The sequence below is a fragment of the Fulvivirga marina genome (genome assembly GCF_016775155.1).
Taxonomy (GTDB): domain Bacteria; phylum Bacteroidota; class Bacteroidia; order Cytophagales; family Cyclobacteriaceae; genus Fulvivirga; species Fulvivirga marina.
In genome coordinates, this window is the sequence record NZ_JAEUGD010000064.1 from 32,190 (window position 1) to 49,199 (window position 17,010).

14 protein-coding genes are annotated in these 17,010 nt (G+C 38.0%); 6 read left to right on the forward strand and 8 right to left on the reverse strand.

Annotated elements, in window-relative coordinates; translation table 11 throughout:
- The 3 genes from JMN32_RS19135 to JMN32_RS19145 form a co-directional block, all read right to left on the reverse strand.
- Positions 1–414, reverse strand: a complete 414-nt coding sequence (locus JMN32_RS19135; protein ID WP_202857979.1) for a DUF6691 family protein — start codon at positions 412–414, stop codon at positions 1–3.
- A 12-nt stretch (positions 415–426) separates the two neighbouring features.
- Positions 427–1,002, reverse strand: a complete 576-nt coding sequence (locus tag JMN32_RS19140; protein ID WP_202857980.1) for a YeeE/YedE family protein — start codon at positions 1,000–1,002, stop codon at positions 427–429.
- Between the two features lie 198 nt (positions 1,003–1,200).
- Positions 1,201–1,833, reverse strand: a complete 633-nt coding sequence (locus tag JMN32_RS19145; RefSeq protein ID WP_202857981.1) for a Crp/Fnr family transcriptional regulator — start codon at positions 1,831–1,833, stop codon at positions 1,201–1,203.
- A 673-nt stretch (positions 1,834–2,506) separates the two neighbouring features.
- On the opposite strand from JMN32_RS19145, the gene JMN32_RS19150 reads away from it, so the two are divergent.
- The 3 genes from JMN32_RS19150 to JMN32_RS19160 are packed head-to-tail and all read left to right on the forward strand — an operon-like array spanning position 2,507 to position 5,537.
- Positions 2,507–3,589, forward strand: a complete 1,083-nt coding sequence (locus JMN32_RS19150) for an efflux RND transporter periplasmic adaptor subunit (protein ID WP_202857982.1) — start codon at positions 2,507–2,509, stop codon at positions 3,587–3,589.
- 3 nt (positions 3,590–3,592) lie between these two features.
- Entirely contained in the window at positions 3,593–4,852 is a 1,260-nt protein-coding gene (locus JMN32_RS19155; protein WP_202857983.1) for an ABC transporter permease, read from the forward strand.
- A gap of 10 nt (positions 4,853–4,862) precedes the next feature.
- The gene (locus tag JMN32_RS19160) at positions 4,863–5,537 is read left to right on the forward strand and encodes an ABC transporter ATP-binding protein (RefSeq protein ID WP_202857984.1); all 675 of its coding nucleotides are present in this window, start codon (positions 4,863–4,865) and stop codon (positions 5,535–5,537) included.
- A gap of 18 nt (positions 5,538–5,555) precedes the next feature.
- Here the strand turns inward: JMN32_RS19160 and JMN32_RS19165 are convergent, their stop codons facing one another.
- From JMN32_RS19165 to JMN32_RS19175, 3 genes are all read right to left on the reverse strand, one after another.
- The gene (locus JMN32_RS19165; RefSeq protein ID WP_202857985.1) at positions 5,556–7,397 is read right to left on the reverse strand and encodes a DUF3857 domain-containing protein; all 1,842 of its coding nucleotides are present in this window, start codon (positions 7,395–7,397) and stop codon (positions 5,556–5,558) included.
- A gap of 1 nt (position 7,398) precedes the next feature.
- Entirely contained in the window at positions 7,399–9,273 is a 1,875-nt protein-coding gene (locus JMN32_RS19170; RefSeq protein ID WP_202857986.1) for a hypothetical protein, read from the reverse strand.
- 112 nt (positions 9,274–9,385) lie between these two features.
- On the reverse strand, positions 9,386–10,306 hold the full coding sequence (locus JMN32_RS19175; RefSeq protein WP_202857987.1) for an AraC family transcriptional regulator: 921 nt from the start codon (positions 10,304–10,306) through the stop codon (positions 9,386–9,388).
- A gap of 175 nt (positions 10,307–10,481) precedes the next feature.
- Here JMN32_RS19175 and JMN32_RS19180 point away from each other — a divergent pair, with 175 nt between their 5' ends.
- Both JMN32_RS19180 and JMN32_RS19185 read left to right on the forward strand, forming a co-directional pair.
- Positions 10,482–12,005: an aldehyde dehydrogenase family protein gene (locus JMN32_RS19180; RefSeq protein WP_202857988.1), complete on the forward strand. Its 1,524-nt coding sequence runs from the start codon at positions 10,482–10,484 to the stop codon at positions 12,003–12,005.
- Between the two features lie 94 nt (positions 12,006–12,099).
- Positions 12,100–12,468: a DUF779 domain-containing protein gene (locus tag JMN32_RS19185; RefSeq protein ID WP_202857989.1), complete on the forward strand. Its 369-nt coding sequence runs from the start codon at positions 12,100–12,102 to the stop codon at positions 12,466–12,468.
- Positions 12,469–12,479: 11 nt separating this feature from the next.
- On the opposite strand, the gene JMN32_RS19190 is transcribed toward JMN32_RS19185, so the two are convergent.
- Positions 12,480–12,953 carry a T9SS type A sorting domain-containing protein gene (locus tag JMN32_RS19190; RefSeq protein WP_202857990.1) on the reverse strand — a complete coding sequence of 158 codons (474 nt, stop codon included), beginning with the start codon at positions 12,951–12,953 and terminating at the stop codon, positions 12,480–12,482.
- A gap of 116 nt (positions 12,954–13,069) precedes the next feature.
- On the opposite strand from JMN32_RS19190, the gene JMN32_RS19195 reads away from it, so the two are divergent.
- On the forward strand, positions 13,070–13,426 hold the full coding sequence (locus tag JMN32_RS19195; protein WP_238354546.1) for an SLC5/6 family protein: 357 nt from the start codon (positions 13,070–13,072) through the stop codon (positions 13,424–13,426).
- Here the strand turns inward: JMN32_RS19195 and JMN32_RS19200 are convergent.
- Complete coding sequence (locus JMN32_RS19200; RefSeq protein WP_202857991.1) at positions 13,419–16,691, reverse strand: sensor histidine kinase; 3,273 nt, start codon at positions 16,689–16,691, stop codon at positions 13,419–13,421. The two genes, JMN32_RS19195 and JMN32_RS19200, sit on opposite strands and share 8 nt — an antisense overlap.
- Positions 16,692–17,010 lie beyond the last annotated feature (319 nt).

The following is a 17,010-nucleotide window of genomic DNA, read 5'->3' on the forward strand; positions in this document are numbered from 1 at the left end:
TTAGTGAGGTAATTTATTTCTGAGTAATCCATAAGTGTATGTACCCAGTAATGCTGCAGCAATGATTACCAAGATAACACTAACACCGTTCCCTAGCAAGATAAACATAGGACCAGGGCAAGCTCCTGTCATGGCCCAACCTAGGCCGAAAATTATACCTCCAAATAGGTATCTTGGGATACTTTTCTGTTTTGGGTAAATCTGTATGGGCTTGCCATCAATTGATTTGAGTTTGAAGCGTTTTACCATCTGTACGAATACAATACCCAAGACAACGGCTGAACCTATTACGCCATACATGTGAAAAGATTGGAATTTAAACATTTCGTAAATTCTATACCAAGAAATAATTTCAGCTTTTGCTAATGTGATCCCGAAAATGATTCCAATTATCAGATATCTTAATATTTTCATTTTTTAATTTAATTAAACTGTTAGTAAAAAAGGTAACACGAGATAGGTTACAAAAAGACCTCCTATAAAAAAGCCTATTACTGCTATCAGTGAAGGTAACTGTAGATCACTGAGTCCACTGATGGCATGACCGGATGTACACCCCCCGGCATACCTTGTGCCGAAGCCGATTAAAAATCCACCAATAACCAACATAATAAAGCCCTTAACAGTTGCAAGAGATTCCCATGAAAAGAGGTTTTGAGGTACAAGTGAGCTACCTGGATTTTCAATGCCAAGTTGTTGCAGGTCTGATATTGTTTCCTGAGATATGTTTACTTCAGTAGAAGGAGTAAGGTAGGTATGTGCTATTAACCCTCCAATAATTAGCCCTAGTGCAAAAATCAGGTTCCAAACTTGAGCTCTCCAGTTAAAATCAAAAAATTCACAATGCTTCCCGGCTCCCATTATAGAGCATAGGGAACGTAGGTTGGCTGAAATACCAAAGTTGTTTCCGAGCATTAAAAGAGAGAACATAACCACGGCTATCACTGGGCCTGCCACATACCAAGGCCATGGTTGACTGATAAAATTTATAACTTCATTCATTACTTATTTCTGTTTTTTAAAATTTTTACTAGCAAATGTATGAGTGTGAAATGGGCTATGTTGTAACAAATGTTACAGAGGAAAAGTGACAAACTAAATTTCCAAACATTATTAAGTCTGGTGCCACAATAAACATAGCTGTAAACTTCCACTAGCTGAAAATTCGATGAACGGGTATCTAAAGCGTAGGTTAATTTCTTATAGTATTTCTATCTTATTTCTATACTGTTCAATTTTCCCTTCGTTTTCCAGTTGTTTCAGTAAGCGAGATATTACTACGCGAGAGGTATTGAGTTCCCTGGCGATCTGTTCATGGGTTTTGTGGATCTCAAATGACCCGGAAGCCTGTTTTTTATCGAGCAGGTACTTGTAAAGCCTCTGGTCCATTTTCATAAAAGCCATACTATCGATGGCTACCAATAATTCATCGAAGCGGTTCTGATAGGAGGTAAACACAAACTTTCTAAATGACGGATATTTGGCTATCCAGGCATCCAATGAGCCCATAGGGATCATCCATAAAACGCAATCTTCTTCTGCAATAGCACTAAACTGGCTTTTTTTATTTTCAAGGCAACAGGTTATAGACATGGCACAAGCTTCTCCACCTTCTAGATAATACAGGAAAATCTCACTGCCATCCTTATCTTGCCTCATTACCTTTAGCGTACCATTGATGACCAATGGGATCTCACTGGCTTTTGAGCCGGGAGCAATTACACTAGAACCTTTGGATACCTTCTTAGGTCTTCCAACAGTTAGTATTTCATCGATCAGATTGTTTTCAAATCCTTGGTTATGCAGCATCGTAACGAGCTTGGTGTTTTCCATATTAATAGGGGTTGTAATGTTTACTGCGCTAATTTAGATTTTATAATTGTAAAATGTGTTAAGGATTGTATGTTATGGGGGGCAATAATTTGTTGTAAAGCCAGCGTATTCTGCGAATGTAGTATTATAAAAGAATTCAACTTAGCACCTGGTTCTTTACAATAGTTGTTGAAGAAATTGCATATAGTGGCTGGGAAAAGCCACTCTGTAATAAGTGGCGTTGTTCATAGATATTATACTATTCTTATTTTAACCGTTGCAACAATCAGAGCAAAAAGACCTGCCAGTTTGCGGTTAACAGAAAGGAGTAGCCCCCCTTTAATAGTGCCTGATTCCTCATCAGGTGAAAATAATTGACACCAGGAATCGTAAAAAGTGGGCTTTTCATGTACTGATTAATTACCTTGTTGAGGTATAGTGATATAGTTCTATTTTTAGCTTTTTCAAAAAGGTATAACTCAAATGAAAAACCAATAGTTTAATGGATATATTTGTAATTAAATCTTCTTAGGGGTTGAACCTTTCCTTTATATAGAATTTCCAGGCTCATTTAAGAGAATAGAACAAGGTCCTCATATACTGGGTTAAAGGTCATGATGAATATCATAATCAAATTTGACCATTGATATATTTAAGTTTATGACTTAACAATAGTTTCACCAAAAAGAACCTAATGCCTATAAAAACTATATTTAATGCCGTACTAATTGTTTTGATATCCTCCTGCAACAATAATGGAGAAAAGGTGAAGCCACTGACAGGCACTATCACTGAATCAGTGTATGCTTCAATTACTGTGCAGCCTGATAGTCTTTATAATGCACATGCAGCAGTAGGTGGTATAGTTGCTGAAGTTTATGTAGAAGAAGGAGCAAGCCTTGAAAAAGGAGCAAGGGTCATGCAAATTACTAATGATGCACCTGAATTGAATACTGAAAAAGCAAGGCTTGCTGTAGAACTGGCGAGGGAAAACCTAAAGGGAAATGCTGCATTGCTTAAAGAGTTAAAGGAGGATATCGAAGTAGCCAGATTAAAGCTTAAGCAAGACTCTATCCATTATTTTAGGCAGAAAAAACTCTGGAAGCAAAATGTAGGGACTCAAAATGATTATGATGCAAAAAAAACAGCATATGAAATTTCTCAAAAGAATTTACAGGCATTGGGAAATCGCTATAACCGAACCAGAAATGAGTTGGAAACCCAGCTGGAGCAGGCAGAAGTAAACCATCAGACCTCTCTTATAGCGAGTAGAGACTATACCGTAAAAAGTGAGCTTAGAGGTAAGGTTTATAGCATTTATAAGGAGCCGGGTGAACTTGTCAGTTTGCAGGAACCTATAGCTTCTATAGGGAGCGCTAACAATTTTATAATAGAGATGCTTATAGATGAGGTTGATATAGCGAGAGTTGAAGTTGGACAGCAAGTGCTGATCACCCTTGATGCTTATGAAGGAGAGGTTTTCTCTGCAGCCCTCACTAAAATCTACCCTCAGAAAAATGTGAGAACTCAAACTTTTACTGCGGAGGCCAAATTTAAAGAAGTCCCAGGTAAACTATATCCGGGCTTGTCCGGAGAAGCTAACATAATCATAAGCCAAAAGGAGGATGCTGTAATCATTCCCCGTAACTATTTAATTGGTGAAAATCAGGTAAAAACCAGTGAAGGAATGGTTGAAATCAAAACAGGACTTTACAGTATGGATAAAATAGAGGTTCTTGATGGTTTGGACACAAGCACATATATCTATAAACCCTGATTTATGAATTGGCCGGTCATACTTTCGATTTCAAAGACACACCTGCTCTCACGGTTAAAGCAGTCATCGATTGCCGCCTTGGGTGTTACATTTGGTATTGGGACATTCATCACTCTCGTGAGTTTTATGACTGGGCTTAATCATTTACTGGATAACCTCATACTGGATAGAACTCCGCATGTTCATCTTTATAACGAAATTAAGCCCAGTGAGCAACAGCCGGTTGAACTGTTAGAAAAATTTGCAGAGGGTATTAATATAGTTCATTCTGTAAAGCCCCGGCAAAATCAAGAAAGAATACACAACGCATTACCTATACTTGAGCATTTACGTAAAGATGCAAGAGTTAGAGGGGTAACGCCTCAGGTCAGGGCACAAGTTTTCTATGTAGCAGGTTCTATTAAGCTCAATGGCATTATTAATGGTGTAGATGTCATGGAAGAGGTTCGACTTTTTAACTTGGGTGATTATATCGTGAGTGGTGAGCCCCAGGACCTGGCACGAAATGATAATGGTATACTACTTGGGGCTGGGATAGCAAAAAAAATGTCTTTGGATATAGGCGATAAAGTGCAAATAACAACCGCTTCGGGTGATCTCTTTCAATTGAAAGTGGTTGGACTATATCAAAGTGGGTTGGCAGAAATAGATAATGTGCAGAGTTACACCAATTTAAAGACCGCACAGAGAATATTAGGGGAGGGTAACAGTTATATTACCGATGTCAACCTAAAACTTCACGATCTTGAAGAGGCGGAGCCTATGAGTCGGGAGCTTAGCAAACAATATAACCTGACAGCAATAGATATAAAGACTGCCAATGCTCAGTTTGAAACTGGAACCAGTATCCGTAACATTATCACCTATGCAGTTTCGATAACCCTTTTGATCGTGGCAGGTTTTGGCATCTACAATATCCTGAATATGATGATCTATGAGAAAATGAATGACATAGCAATACTAAAAGCCACGGGGTTTTCAGGTAGGGATGTGAAAATGATATTTATAAGTCAGGCCATGCTTATTGGAGTAGTGGGAGGGGTAATAGGCCTTATTTTCGGGTATCTCATTTCTGTATTGATTGATCATACGCCATTTGAAACAGAGGCTCTGCCTACCATTAAGACTTTTCCGGTTAATTTTAATCCGGTTTACTACCTGATAGGAATAGGTTTTGCGGTGGCATCTACATTTTTTGCTGGGTATTTACCCGCGAGAAGAGCTGAGCGCATCGATCCTGTAGAAATTATAAGAGGCCAATAAATAATATCTCATGGTAAATGTTTTGGAAGCAGTAAATATTAATAAATACTTTACCGATCCGGTGTCATTTCATGTGTTGAGGGATATTACTTTTAATATTAAAAAGGGGGAATTTGTTTCTATAATGGGTAAGTCAGGATGTGGGAAATCTACCTTACTATATGTATTATCGACCATGGATACTGACTATACAGGTGAGCTATACCTCTCCGGGGACAGGCTAACAGGAAGGTCGGGAAAAGAATTGTCAGCTGTTCGGAATTCAGAGATTGGTTTTATTTTCCAGTTTCATTATCTGTTGCCAGAGTTTAGTGTTTTGCAAAATGTAATGCTTCCAGCACTTAAACTTGCTCGAAAGAGTACAGCGCAAATTAAAGATGATGCTATGCACAAGCTTGAACTATTGGGTATCGGAGACCAGGCTGGTAAACTTGCTTCACGCATTTCGGGAGGGCAAAAGCAGCGCGTAGCCATTGCTCGGGCATTGATCAATGAGCCTACTATCATAATGGCCGACGAACCGACCGGCAATCTGGATAGTAAGAACTCTGAGAATGTTTTCAATATCCTGCGAAAGCTAAGTCATGAGCAACACCTCTCACTTTTGGTAGTTACTCATGACCATGATTTCGCTGAAAAAACAGATCGTATCATCACTATGGAGGATGGACGAATTATTAGTTAATTAAAGATGTATTTCAGGTTAAGTTTTAGAATCCATCACAATTTTAGCTTTTTCAGCCGCCTTGATTTTATTTACAAAGCTTGAAAACTCTGAAAACTGCTCTTCAATATATTTACCTTTTGTAAAGAAGAATTTTCTTCTAACTATGAGTTTGTCTTCATTAGCTTCGAATGTCATGGTATAAGAACCGAACTCTGAAGTTAAGCTCACATCCTGAGGAAGTTTGTTAACCCAATATTTATCCTGAAAAAGTAATTCAACACTATCTTCAACAGTAATGCCTCTTAAAATATCAGCATAACCTAAATACTCATTGTAGTCGAGGTATTTATCAATAGGCTTCAGCAAATTGGCAGACGTAATTAGTTTGTCGGCGACTTTTCTTCCTATGCCTGTAACTTCAATTGAGAACTTTGAAGTAAAAGCAGCTACTTTTTTATCATCTTGATTATAGCTGAAGTTATTGATAGTGAAATCCTTATAAGAGAATTTGCTAATATTGGCATCTCTGATGTGGTTTTCTTTGCCATATTTGTAAACCATAATGTCGTCAAAGAGAATACCACGATTTTCAGTGCTTAACGCTATTTTCCCCTTTCCTTTGTCATCAACACTTATCTTGGCGAAGTTCTTTTCAATATTATCCTGATAAGTGTAGGTTCTTGATTGAATCAATTGACTGTTTCCCTTAGCTATCCAGAGTACATTGCGATTATCAGTAAAGGTACCAATGTAATTGGATGGGACTATTTGACTTGTGCATTCAAGATAAACAGTATCCATAGCCAAAGGAATACCTAAAAAAACATGGTTGAACTGATTGCCCGGGAAATCAGTCAGGACATCAGGAACATCACTTCCAGCATAGACTAAAATATAATTGGAGTTTATTCCAGCATAATCCAGCATATTCTTCATATAGGTTGTTAAAGCCTTACAGTCACCATACCCGGTAGCTTCCACTTCTTCTGTAGATATGGACTTAAAACCTCCAATTCCAAGTTGTATAGAGATGTAACGTACTTTGTCTTGCATGTAACCATATACCTCATCTATTACCTGCTTTTTATTGCCTTTAGGCAGAGCGTCAATAAATGTTTTTGTTTCTGCAGTTAGCACATAACTATCGCTATTCAGAGCCAAAAACCACTCACCAAAATCCTTCCATGATTCTGTACTTCCTACAACACCGTCCAATTGAAACTCTAATGGCTTTACATAAACTCTTGGCTGTTGTTCAAAGAATTCTTTAAAGCGTATTTTTTGATCCTGGTGTGGTAGTGATGATACACTGTATAGTTTTGAGGTACCTTCTTCAGTTTTCTTCTCTGAGTGCAGGGTTATGTTCTCCTCCTTAATTTTAACATTTACATTGTCATCAACAATTAGTTCCAATGATGCATTATCCACTGACAGGTTAAAGTAGGGTCGTGGTATCCAGACAGGCAGGGCTGTGAAGCCCTTAATCTTGATATCAACGGAAACCTCTACTATGAAAGGATAGTTGTGGTAGTCAGGATCTAAGTAAAGTGTCTTACTGTCATTAATTTCGTAAGAAGAACTAAACCCTAATGTCAGGGCATCACCTTTGTTAAATTTCTTAACTTTTTCGCCTGAGGCCCCATCCCTTATGGTCATATTCAGGTTTTTGATTGTTTTGAACTCATCAAAATAATCTCTGAAAACTGCCCAGTGGTACCCTTTTTTAGAATTGATTACAATGGAGTATGATTTCTGTATTTCAACATTATCAATACTCTTTATATTATAAACCGTTTTTTGCGACAGTACTTTTGCATGTTCTTGGGCATTTACCAGCAGAGAAGCAAATACAAATGATAAAATAACAATTATGCGCATCTTAAACTCCTTTAGTAAATACAATAGATTCATTCACTTTTACGAGTGATTGACTGAAGAACTGTTTGAGTTCCAGGTACTCGGTTTCTGTAAAAACAGGCTGGGTTATCTTAATCAAAACCTTAAATTGTACTTTATTACCCATTTGATTGGAAAGAAAAGTAAATTCACCGCCTCCGTTTTGCATTTTCATAGCTATTGAAGACGGCATGCTTTTAATTTGATAGTTTAAAGGACAGTCTACTATAATGGTACTTTGAAACTCTGATGGGTAGGTCAGGTCAACAGGGTACTTTCTGGTTTCTGCTTTAAATGGATTTTCATTGTATTCATACATGAAGAATGGTGAAAATATAACTTCATTATCCAAATCAAGTATGTTTTCCGTTAGGTCTACATTAAACACCTCAGTTACTTTCAGGTTCTCTTTGTCCTTAGTTACTTCATAGTTGGTAATATCTATTCCGGAAAAGTTGCTTTCTAAATGCTGAATGTAAGCTTCATCCTCTTGGAAGTCATCTTTTTCCTCGACCCATTCAAGGTAACCATATTCAGAGCTTTGGTTTGTTAATTTTGCACTTGCGCTGCCATCTTCATTAATAGTAACATTGGCAAATTGACGTTTGATATTTCTTTTCCCCATGTTGAGATCAACCCACAATACATGGTCTCTGTGTACCAATAAACCCTGACCATTGAGACATCTGGTTGGTAAAACCCCAGGAACGAGATCTTTTGAAGTTGCATCCAACAGCATTTCAGTTCCTTCATGGTTCACATAAGCTACAACATAATTCAGCTGATTAAGAGAGGGAGGGTTGTGAGGGAATAAGAAGCCGTTATCCCGGGTACTTAAAACTACCGGATATGATTTAACGCCAACTTTTTCAAGAAGGGCTGTTAAAAGTAGATTGATCTCAGCACTATTACCGGTATGCTCGTTTTGAAAGCTGTTTTTTACATTAGTTGAAGCCGTCAGCGCCACGCGATTATTCCAGGTCATATTATCCTGTATGTATTTGTACGCCAGGTTAATTTTTTCTTCTGTCGTAGATGCTTTGGCTTCTATTTCTTTTGCAGGCTGGTTCAAGAATCCGCTATTGAGCAACCCGCCAAATTGAGAATAGTTGAGTAACAAGCTGTTTATATTTGACCAGCTTGAGTTAAGGTACACTCTTCTTCCATAGAAGGTAAAAGAGGTTACCTGAAACTGAAATTTAGTGATGTAGTTAGAGTAATGTGAAAGATATGGCTCCTCTATAAATGCAGGAACATGTTCTGCTTTCCATTCAGATAATGAAATGGTTTCTATTGGCTCAAAACCATAAAAGGTTTTGGTATACTTGATATACTCAGATATTTCAAGTTTTAATTCGTTGCAAATTACGGGTATCCTTTCTTGAAATCTCCACTCATTAGGTAAACCAGGATGGCTGTATGAAATATCTATTACAGTCCCTTCAGTGACATGGGGTGCAAAAAGCTTATAAACGTAGAAATCTTCTACTACCTGTTCTTCATATAAGGCATCATTTCCGACCTTTTCTTCAACAATCTCATTGTCTTTAAGGTTATAAACCACTGCTTTTATATAACCACGGTATGGAGTATTAATTGTCCAGTTTCCCCAGTTGGTACCGGTTTTTTTTAATATTTTTACCCTTACATGTCTGTAAAACTTAAGTTCCTTAGCATTGAAACGACCTTTGTCATATAAAATGACAGCATCGGCACTTGAGTCCTTTTCGTAATGGGTCATCTGCATTTCCTCCATAGAAACGGATCCGAACTTGATCTTTGAGGATTGTGAGAAGCTTGAAGTTGATGCTAAAGCAATAATAAAAAATGAGAAATAAAAATGCTTCAATAAAGCCATAGATTAAAAAATTAAAGTGTCAAATAAAGTGCGAACTTAACACTTTGCTAAATAATCTGAATGGAAAATATTAAAATTAATGCAGGGGAATGATTTCCCCCTCCCATTTTTTCTATTTGAAGGACAACTGATACGCCTTAGGAGTCATTCCAACTTCGTTTTTAAACGATTTTATAAAGTGAGACAGGTTTTCAAAACCACATGCAAAACAGACTTCAGTAATATTAAATGAAGGAGATTTTAATTGTTCTTTGGCCAATTTAATGCGCTCTTTTAGGATATATTGCGCTGGGGTGTTTCCCATAACTTCCCTGAATTTCTTATAAAAGCTGGCTCTGCTCATATATGCTTTATCCGAGAGTTTATTCAGGTCTATTTTTGAAGTTAAATTCTCTTTGATATATTTTACAACTGCTGCCAGGGAATTGTTGTTGGAAAGTTGGTGGTATGAACCTTCAAAAAGTAAGCGAGCCTGTGTCTGCATAAGCCTTACTAGCATTTCTTTCAACGTAAGCTCAACCATGATATCCTTTGCTTTGCCGTGCTCACTTTTCGTGATCCTGATAATGCGGTTTATCGTATCAGCCAGTTCTTTGTTATTGGTGAGGTGAAAATAGGTCGGGTCTATATCCCATTGTCCCCAGGTAGGTGCCTTAGGATAATATTCGTTGAGGAGGTCAAAGGTCTTTTGAATTACTTCATCAGAAATGGTAAGTGCTATACATTGTGTAGGGTTTCCAAGTTTAGCCTCCGGAAAATCTATATTCATGAGTTCACGTGGAGGTAGTATAACAGACTCGCCTGGTAGGTATTCGAATGACTCATGTTCTGCCAGTTTCATGATCTTTTTGCCAGAGAGCATACTGGTCAACACAAAATGATCAAATATCAGATTAACATTTTCTACACTCTCATGTGTTTCAAACAGGTTTAGTTCACACATCTCGAATGAATAAGAGGTTCTGTTCTCCACAAGAGTAAAAAGGGAGCGTTCCTCTTGAATAGGAAATCGGTCTATAAGGTACTTATTCATAGGGTAAGGGTATATTATGAATTTACACCTTTTCTAGAAGAAATCTAAAAAAATTGGCCATGATTTCTGTTATCAGAGTCTAAAATAGACGCTGAGCATATTCATTTGGACTGAGAGCAAAATTTTATTCATAGTTAAATCCTAATTTAAGGGTTGAACCAAAAGCTTAAAGAATATGGAAACTGTAACTCAGAAACAGACATCTGTTGAGAGACCTGAATTTAAGCCTCATTATGATCATTTCATCGGAGGCAAGTGGACAAGTCCGAGCAGCGGAGAATACTTTGATAACATCAGCCCTATTGACGGTGAGGCTTTTACACGAGCTGCCAGAGGTAATAAGGAAGATATCAATAAAGCACTTGATGCTGCCCATCAGGCTTTTCCAAAATGGTCGACAACTGCAGCAGCAGAACGCAGCAGAGTATTACTTAAAATAGCAGATATTATTGAGGAGAACCTTGAGTATCTGGCAAGAGTTGAAACGGTAGACAACGGAAAAGCACTTAGAGAAACCAGAGCGGCAGATATACCTTTGTGTATTGATCATTTTAGGTATTTCGCAGGTGTTATTCGGGCAGATGAAAGCACCATATCAGAACATGATGCAAATACCATTAGTATTAATTTACAAGAGCCATTAGGAGTCGTAGGGCAGATTATTCCTTGGAATTTCCCCTTACTTATGGCCACCTGGAAGATCGCCCCTGCACTGGCTGCTGGTTGCTGTACCGTTGTAAAACCTGCAGAACAAACCCCTACCAGCATCATGGTACTGATGGAGTTAATACAAGATGTAGTGCCACCAGGTGTAATTAATGTAGTATCCGGATTTGGACCAGAAGCAGGTAAGCCCTTAGCTAACTCTCCACGGATAGCCAAAGTAGCTTTCACGGGAGAGACTACTACAGGAAGGCTGATTATGCAATATGCTTCTGAAAACCTGATTCCTGTTACCATGGAGTTGGGAGGAAAGTCCCCCAACATTTTTATGCCCAGTATAGCTGATGCTGACGATGAGTTTTTTGATAAATGTGTTGAAGGAGCGGTTATGTTTGCATTGAACCAAGGTGAGGTATGTACATGTCCTTCGCGTATACTGGTTCATGAGTCAGTATATGACCGCTTTATGGAAAGAGTAGTAGAACGCACAAAGGCAATTAAAATGGGTAATCCTTTGGCAGAAGATACAATGATGGGTGCTCAGGCGTCTAATGATCAGTTTGAGAAGATTCTATCTTATATGGACATTGGCAGGCAGGAAGGTGCTGAAGTGCTGTGTGGTGGTGGTCCGGCTAAACTCAATTCAGGTTTGGAAAATGGCTACTACATTGAACCAACTATATTTAAAGGCACGAATAAAATGCGGGTATTCCAAGAGGAGATTTTTGGGCCTGTAACCTCGGTTACTACTTTTAAAGATACTGAAGAGGCTATATCCATTGCTAATGATACTCTTTATGGACTTGGAGCTGGTTTATGGACTCGTGATGCGCATGAAATATATCAGATGCCACGTGCTATACAGGCAGGTCGTGTTTGGGTCAATTGCTATCATGCTTATCCTGCACATGCACCATTTGGAGGATACAAAAAATCCGGTTTTGGAAGAGAAACACACAAAATGATGCTTAACCATTACCGAAATACCAAGAATATGCTGATCTCTTACGACAAGTCTAAGCTTGGGTTCTTTTAATCGATAAGTGTGTTTTAGGAGAGAGGGGTGGGGTGCCTGATGGGGTGTTCAGGCATCTCTTTCTTTTTCCAACTTTTTCCAAATTGATAGCGATATGATTAAACGTGTTGATGCTTCTGAAGAAGCCCTGCAAGTGATAGCACAGCTGCAAGAACGCTATGGGGCTTTAATGTTCCATCAAAGTGGTGGGTGCTGCGATGGGTCTCAACCTATGTGTTTCGAAGATGGTGATTTTAAGGTGGGCGAGAGTGACATACTTTTAGGAACGGTTGCAAACTGTCCTTTTTACATGTCACGAGATCAGTTTGAATACTGGAAGCATACGCAGCTTACTCTACATATTACCAAAGGCCGGGGATCGAGCTTTTCTTTGGAAATCCCGATGGGTATCCGTTTTATTATTAAATCACGCCTATTTACTGATGAAGAGTTACAAATTCTTGAAAGTCAGCAGGAATCCTAAATGTTTCTTATTCACTCCTTGGTGATCCTGTAAATCATTAGGTGTTGATCATCACCGGTTATTCTGAGCAGATATATTCCACTTGGAGCATCTATGTTTGTACTTATCTCTGTAGTGTTCTCGTACTGCATCTTATCTATTAACTGGCCTGAAATGGATCTGATTTCAACAGTTATCTTACTATAAGCTTTACCCATAGAGATGGAAAGAGGACCCGTTGTTGGGTTTGGATAAGTTCTGATGTAATTGGCTGTTAAAACATCGGGCTCCTGATCCGCTGTGTTCAACATTGCAGCATTACTTCTCTCAATTTGCTGTGATATTAAGCCATAACTGGCTAGATAAAGAAATGTCAAAATAACTATTGGCTTTGTTTTCATACCTGCTTTTGTAACTCTTATTATTAAAACAGATACCGTATCAATTATTATACCTGAAATAATACATTTATTTAAAAATGTATTTGTGGCCATTAAAACAGCCATATACAACGTGTTACAAAACGATTTTTTATAAATGAATTTATCCTTTCTGGCTGAATTGTTTTTAACAACGAAAGATTAGACTTTATTTTGGCTGTTCATTAACATATAAATATTCTATGGCAGCAAGAGGAGGATTTTCCAGTAAGTTAGGTTTCATAGCAGCGGCAGCTGGATCCGCAGTAGGGCTAGGCAATATTTGGCAGTTTCCCTATGTGGCAGGTCAAAATGGAGGAGCAGCGTTTTTGCTGATTTATGTTGCATGGATTTTTTTAATTGGCTTACCAGTTATGGTGGGTGAGATAGCGGTTGGAAGACGTACACTTTCTAATCCTTATGGAGCGTACAAACAGCTAGGAGGTAAATCATGGGCGCTCGTTGGTCTATTGGAAATATTCATCGAGAAATTTATATTAATAGTTAAAAAGATCAAATCTAGAGACTCCAATTTAGAACTTCAGCTGCACTTTAAATAATGTCTTTTGAAGGCAACTGGACAGTAAATTTGGTGAATTTGTTTACCTCACTATCAACTTCTATGGAGCCACTGAGTTTTTGTACAGCCTTTTTAACCAAATACAGCCCTAAGCCATTTCCTTTTGATCTTTGTGAACCTCTATAGAAAAGGTCAAATATTCTGGGTTTAATGTCCGTTGTTATGCCATCTCCATTATCTTCCACACTGAGATATATGTTGGAGAGCTTCTTTTTTGCCTTTATTTTTATAGTAATATCTCTTGATAACTCACTAAATATCAATGAGTTTTCAATTAGATTTTCAAGTATTATCTTCAACAAATTCTGATCTGAATAGAAAATGAGGTCGTCTTCTGCCTGATTAATGATCTTATAATTAGTTTTATTAACTCGGAGCGATTTTTTAATATCATGTACCAAGGTCTCCAGGTTGATAGGAGTATAGCTTACTGTGGTTTGCATGATGACATGCATGGAAAGGAGTTTCCCTAATATGTTGTTCATATTATTAGAGGTCTCTTCGATACGAACAAAAAAATCAAGATATTTTGGGTCCTTGGACAATGTTTTGCCCAACATTGCCAGCCCGAGAAGACTGGCGGTAGGGCCTTTCAGGTCATGTGAGGCTCGGTAGATAAAGGTATCCAATTCTTCATTGGTAGCTTTTAGCCTTTCTAATGTCAGGCTGAGGTCTTTAGTTCTTTCTTCAACCTTCTCTTCCAGTCTGGAATTTACTTTTGTAAGCTCCTCATTAACATGAGTGATCTTTTCATGGGCATCTTCAAGCTCTATATTTTTTTCGGAGAGTAACTCATGTTGCTGCATAAGCTCTTCCTTTTGCTCTTCAAGGCGGGCATTGATATCTCTTAGCTCAGAGGTTTGCTCCTGTACTAATGCCGTTAACGTTTTGTTGCGTTTTTCTACATTGTAAAGACTTAGGCGAAATGCTCCGAAAATAAGAAGCATTGCACTTAGAATTATACCAAGCATAAATCCTGAAGTTTCATAGAAATGAGGTGCTACAATAATGGTTAGTACAGCTGGATTTTCATTCCACACACCGTCTTCATTGCTTGCTGTAACCATGAACTTGTAGGTTCCATATTTCAGGTTTGTATATTGAGCTTCCCTTATAGTTTTTCCGTCAACCCACTGCTTATCAAACCCTTCAAGCATAAACCTGTACTTTACTTTTGAGGGTGAAGTATAGTTTAATGCTTCATATTTGATGACTATCCTTTGGACCTCAGGGGACAGCTTAATAGTATCTTTTTTTAACTTATGTTCTGTAGTATTTGCAATTACATTAGTGACAAAAACCGGCGGAGGTGTATGGTTATGTGCTATAGATCCAGGCTCAATAACAAATACACCATTGAGGGCCGGTATCCATATCTTTCCGTTGGTGCTAATCAAAGACTTAGCAGCTCCGGTACATTCTGCTACATCGAGACCGTCCTGCTTATCATACGTTCGAAAGCTGATGCTCCCTATTCGTCCTTCTGCAAAATCATTTAGCTGCTTTTTACTTACTTTTACCACACCTTTACTAGTGGGCAACCAGACATCTCCATACTCATCTTCCAGAAAATCAAACGGAGCATCAGTAGCAAGTCCATGTGCAGCAGTTATATTGAAAAAGTTTTTTCCTTTCATTCGACATATGCCCGCGTTAGTCATTATCCAGGTTACATTGTTTTTATCAGTATAGGTGTTAAATATCAAGTTGCTGGGCAAGCCATTTTCCTTGGTTATGTATTTAATACTTCCATCTGGTTGTAAAATATTGAGACCATTTTCGTTAGTTCCTATAAGCAGGTTCCCCTGATTATCTTCTCTGATGGACATAATAAAATCAGAATTTAGCAGAGTTGATTTATTTATAATGGCAAATTGATCTTCACTGGTTACCTTAGCCAGGCCTCCAGCCCTTGTACCGATCCAAATAGTGCCGTGTGAATCCTCATAAACAAGTCTTACTTTGATATCTGGTAGTCCGTTTTCCATGGTATACCACTTTTCCTCACCTGACTTCTTTTTCAAAAGCAGGCCCATGGAAGTACCCACCCAGAGATTCCCTTTAGAGTCTTTCAATATACTTCTGACCCTTCTGTCAGGCAGATTTGTTTTTAAGTCAAGTCGTCCTACCTCACCGTCACGAACCGTATTAATTACCCCCGTATTTGTTCCAATAAGAAAAGTGCTGTCGTCATATTGAGCTACGCTACTTATGGCTTGTGATGCCAGGCCGTCCTGTACGGTGTAATTGATGAATTTACTTTTTCTGATCAGTGCCAGACCTGTATAGTAAGTGGTGCCCCAGATACTACCATCTTCATCTACAAAGGCATCGGTAAAAAACTCACCAGGTATGATCTCTTCCAATGGAAGTTTAAGCCACTTCGTACTACCTGCCAACTTTTTAAATAAACCGCAATCAGAGGCTACCCAAAGATTGTTTTGTTTGTCCTCAAACATTTTGGTAATAAAGCATGCACCTATTTCGTTGATCAATTCAAATGATTTACCATTAAATCGGGTTAAACCTATATTGGTACCTACCCACATGGTACCTACACTGTCAAAATACACAACTGCTATATGGTCTTCAGGGAGGCCGTCTTCCATAGTGAATACCTGGAAATTGTTATCCTTATATTTTACAAGCCCATTGCCTTCTGTTCCTATCCATAATTCTCCATCTTCAGACTCTATAATTGCACTTATCGTAATATTCTCAATCGAAGGATGACGTCTAAACTTTTTGATCACGTTATTCTCACGATAATGTAAACCGTTACCCCGGGTGCCGATCCAGATGCGATCTTCATTGTTTATGTATATAGTTTGAATGGATTGAGCTTTAAGGCTTTCATTATTTTCACTCTTAAACTCCCCATTTTCATATGACATAAGCCCCTCTCCATATGTCCCTATCCATAGTTTGTGTTTGGAGTCCTCTTCAATTTGTGCAATAGCATTTGAGGGTAGATCATTTTTAGCTCTGTTATAAGTTTTGAACTCAATGCCGTCGAATTTCACAATACCATCATAAGAGGAAATCCAGATATACCCTTTGTTTGATTTATGGACATAAGTTAATGTGTTCGCAGGAAGTCCGTCATCGGTAGTCCACCTGTCAACATAATATTGCGTGTTGGGTTTGCCGGGCATAGAAAGTCTTTTCGACTGTCCGTGAGAGGCATAGCTACCCGTCAGCAGCAAAGTTAAAATGAGGAGCAGGGATTTAAACAGGTATAACATTAATAAAAAACTATGATCAATGAATATAGCAAATATTTGTGGTTATCTTATTGTTGTCAGCTTATATGTTGTTGTTAATCAAATTATTATTGATGCAGTGGTTAAAGAGCCATGCCAAATATTAGATGTAAGTTCAGTATAGAGTTTTTTTACTTATCTGAATAATTAATTAATTTAAACATGTTTAAACATGATTTTGGAGAATAGGCCCATATTTAATATTCACATGAGCTACCATTAGTTGTAAAATATACTATGACTCCTCAATAATTAGAGATGTTTTTTAGTATAATCTAAATTTCTATACTTATATTACTTA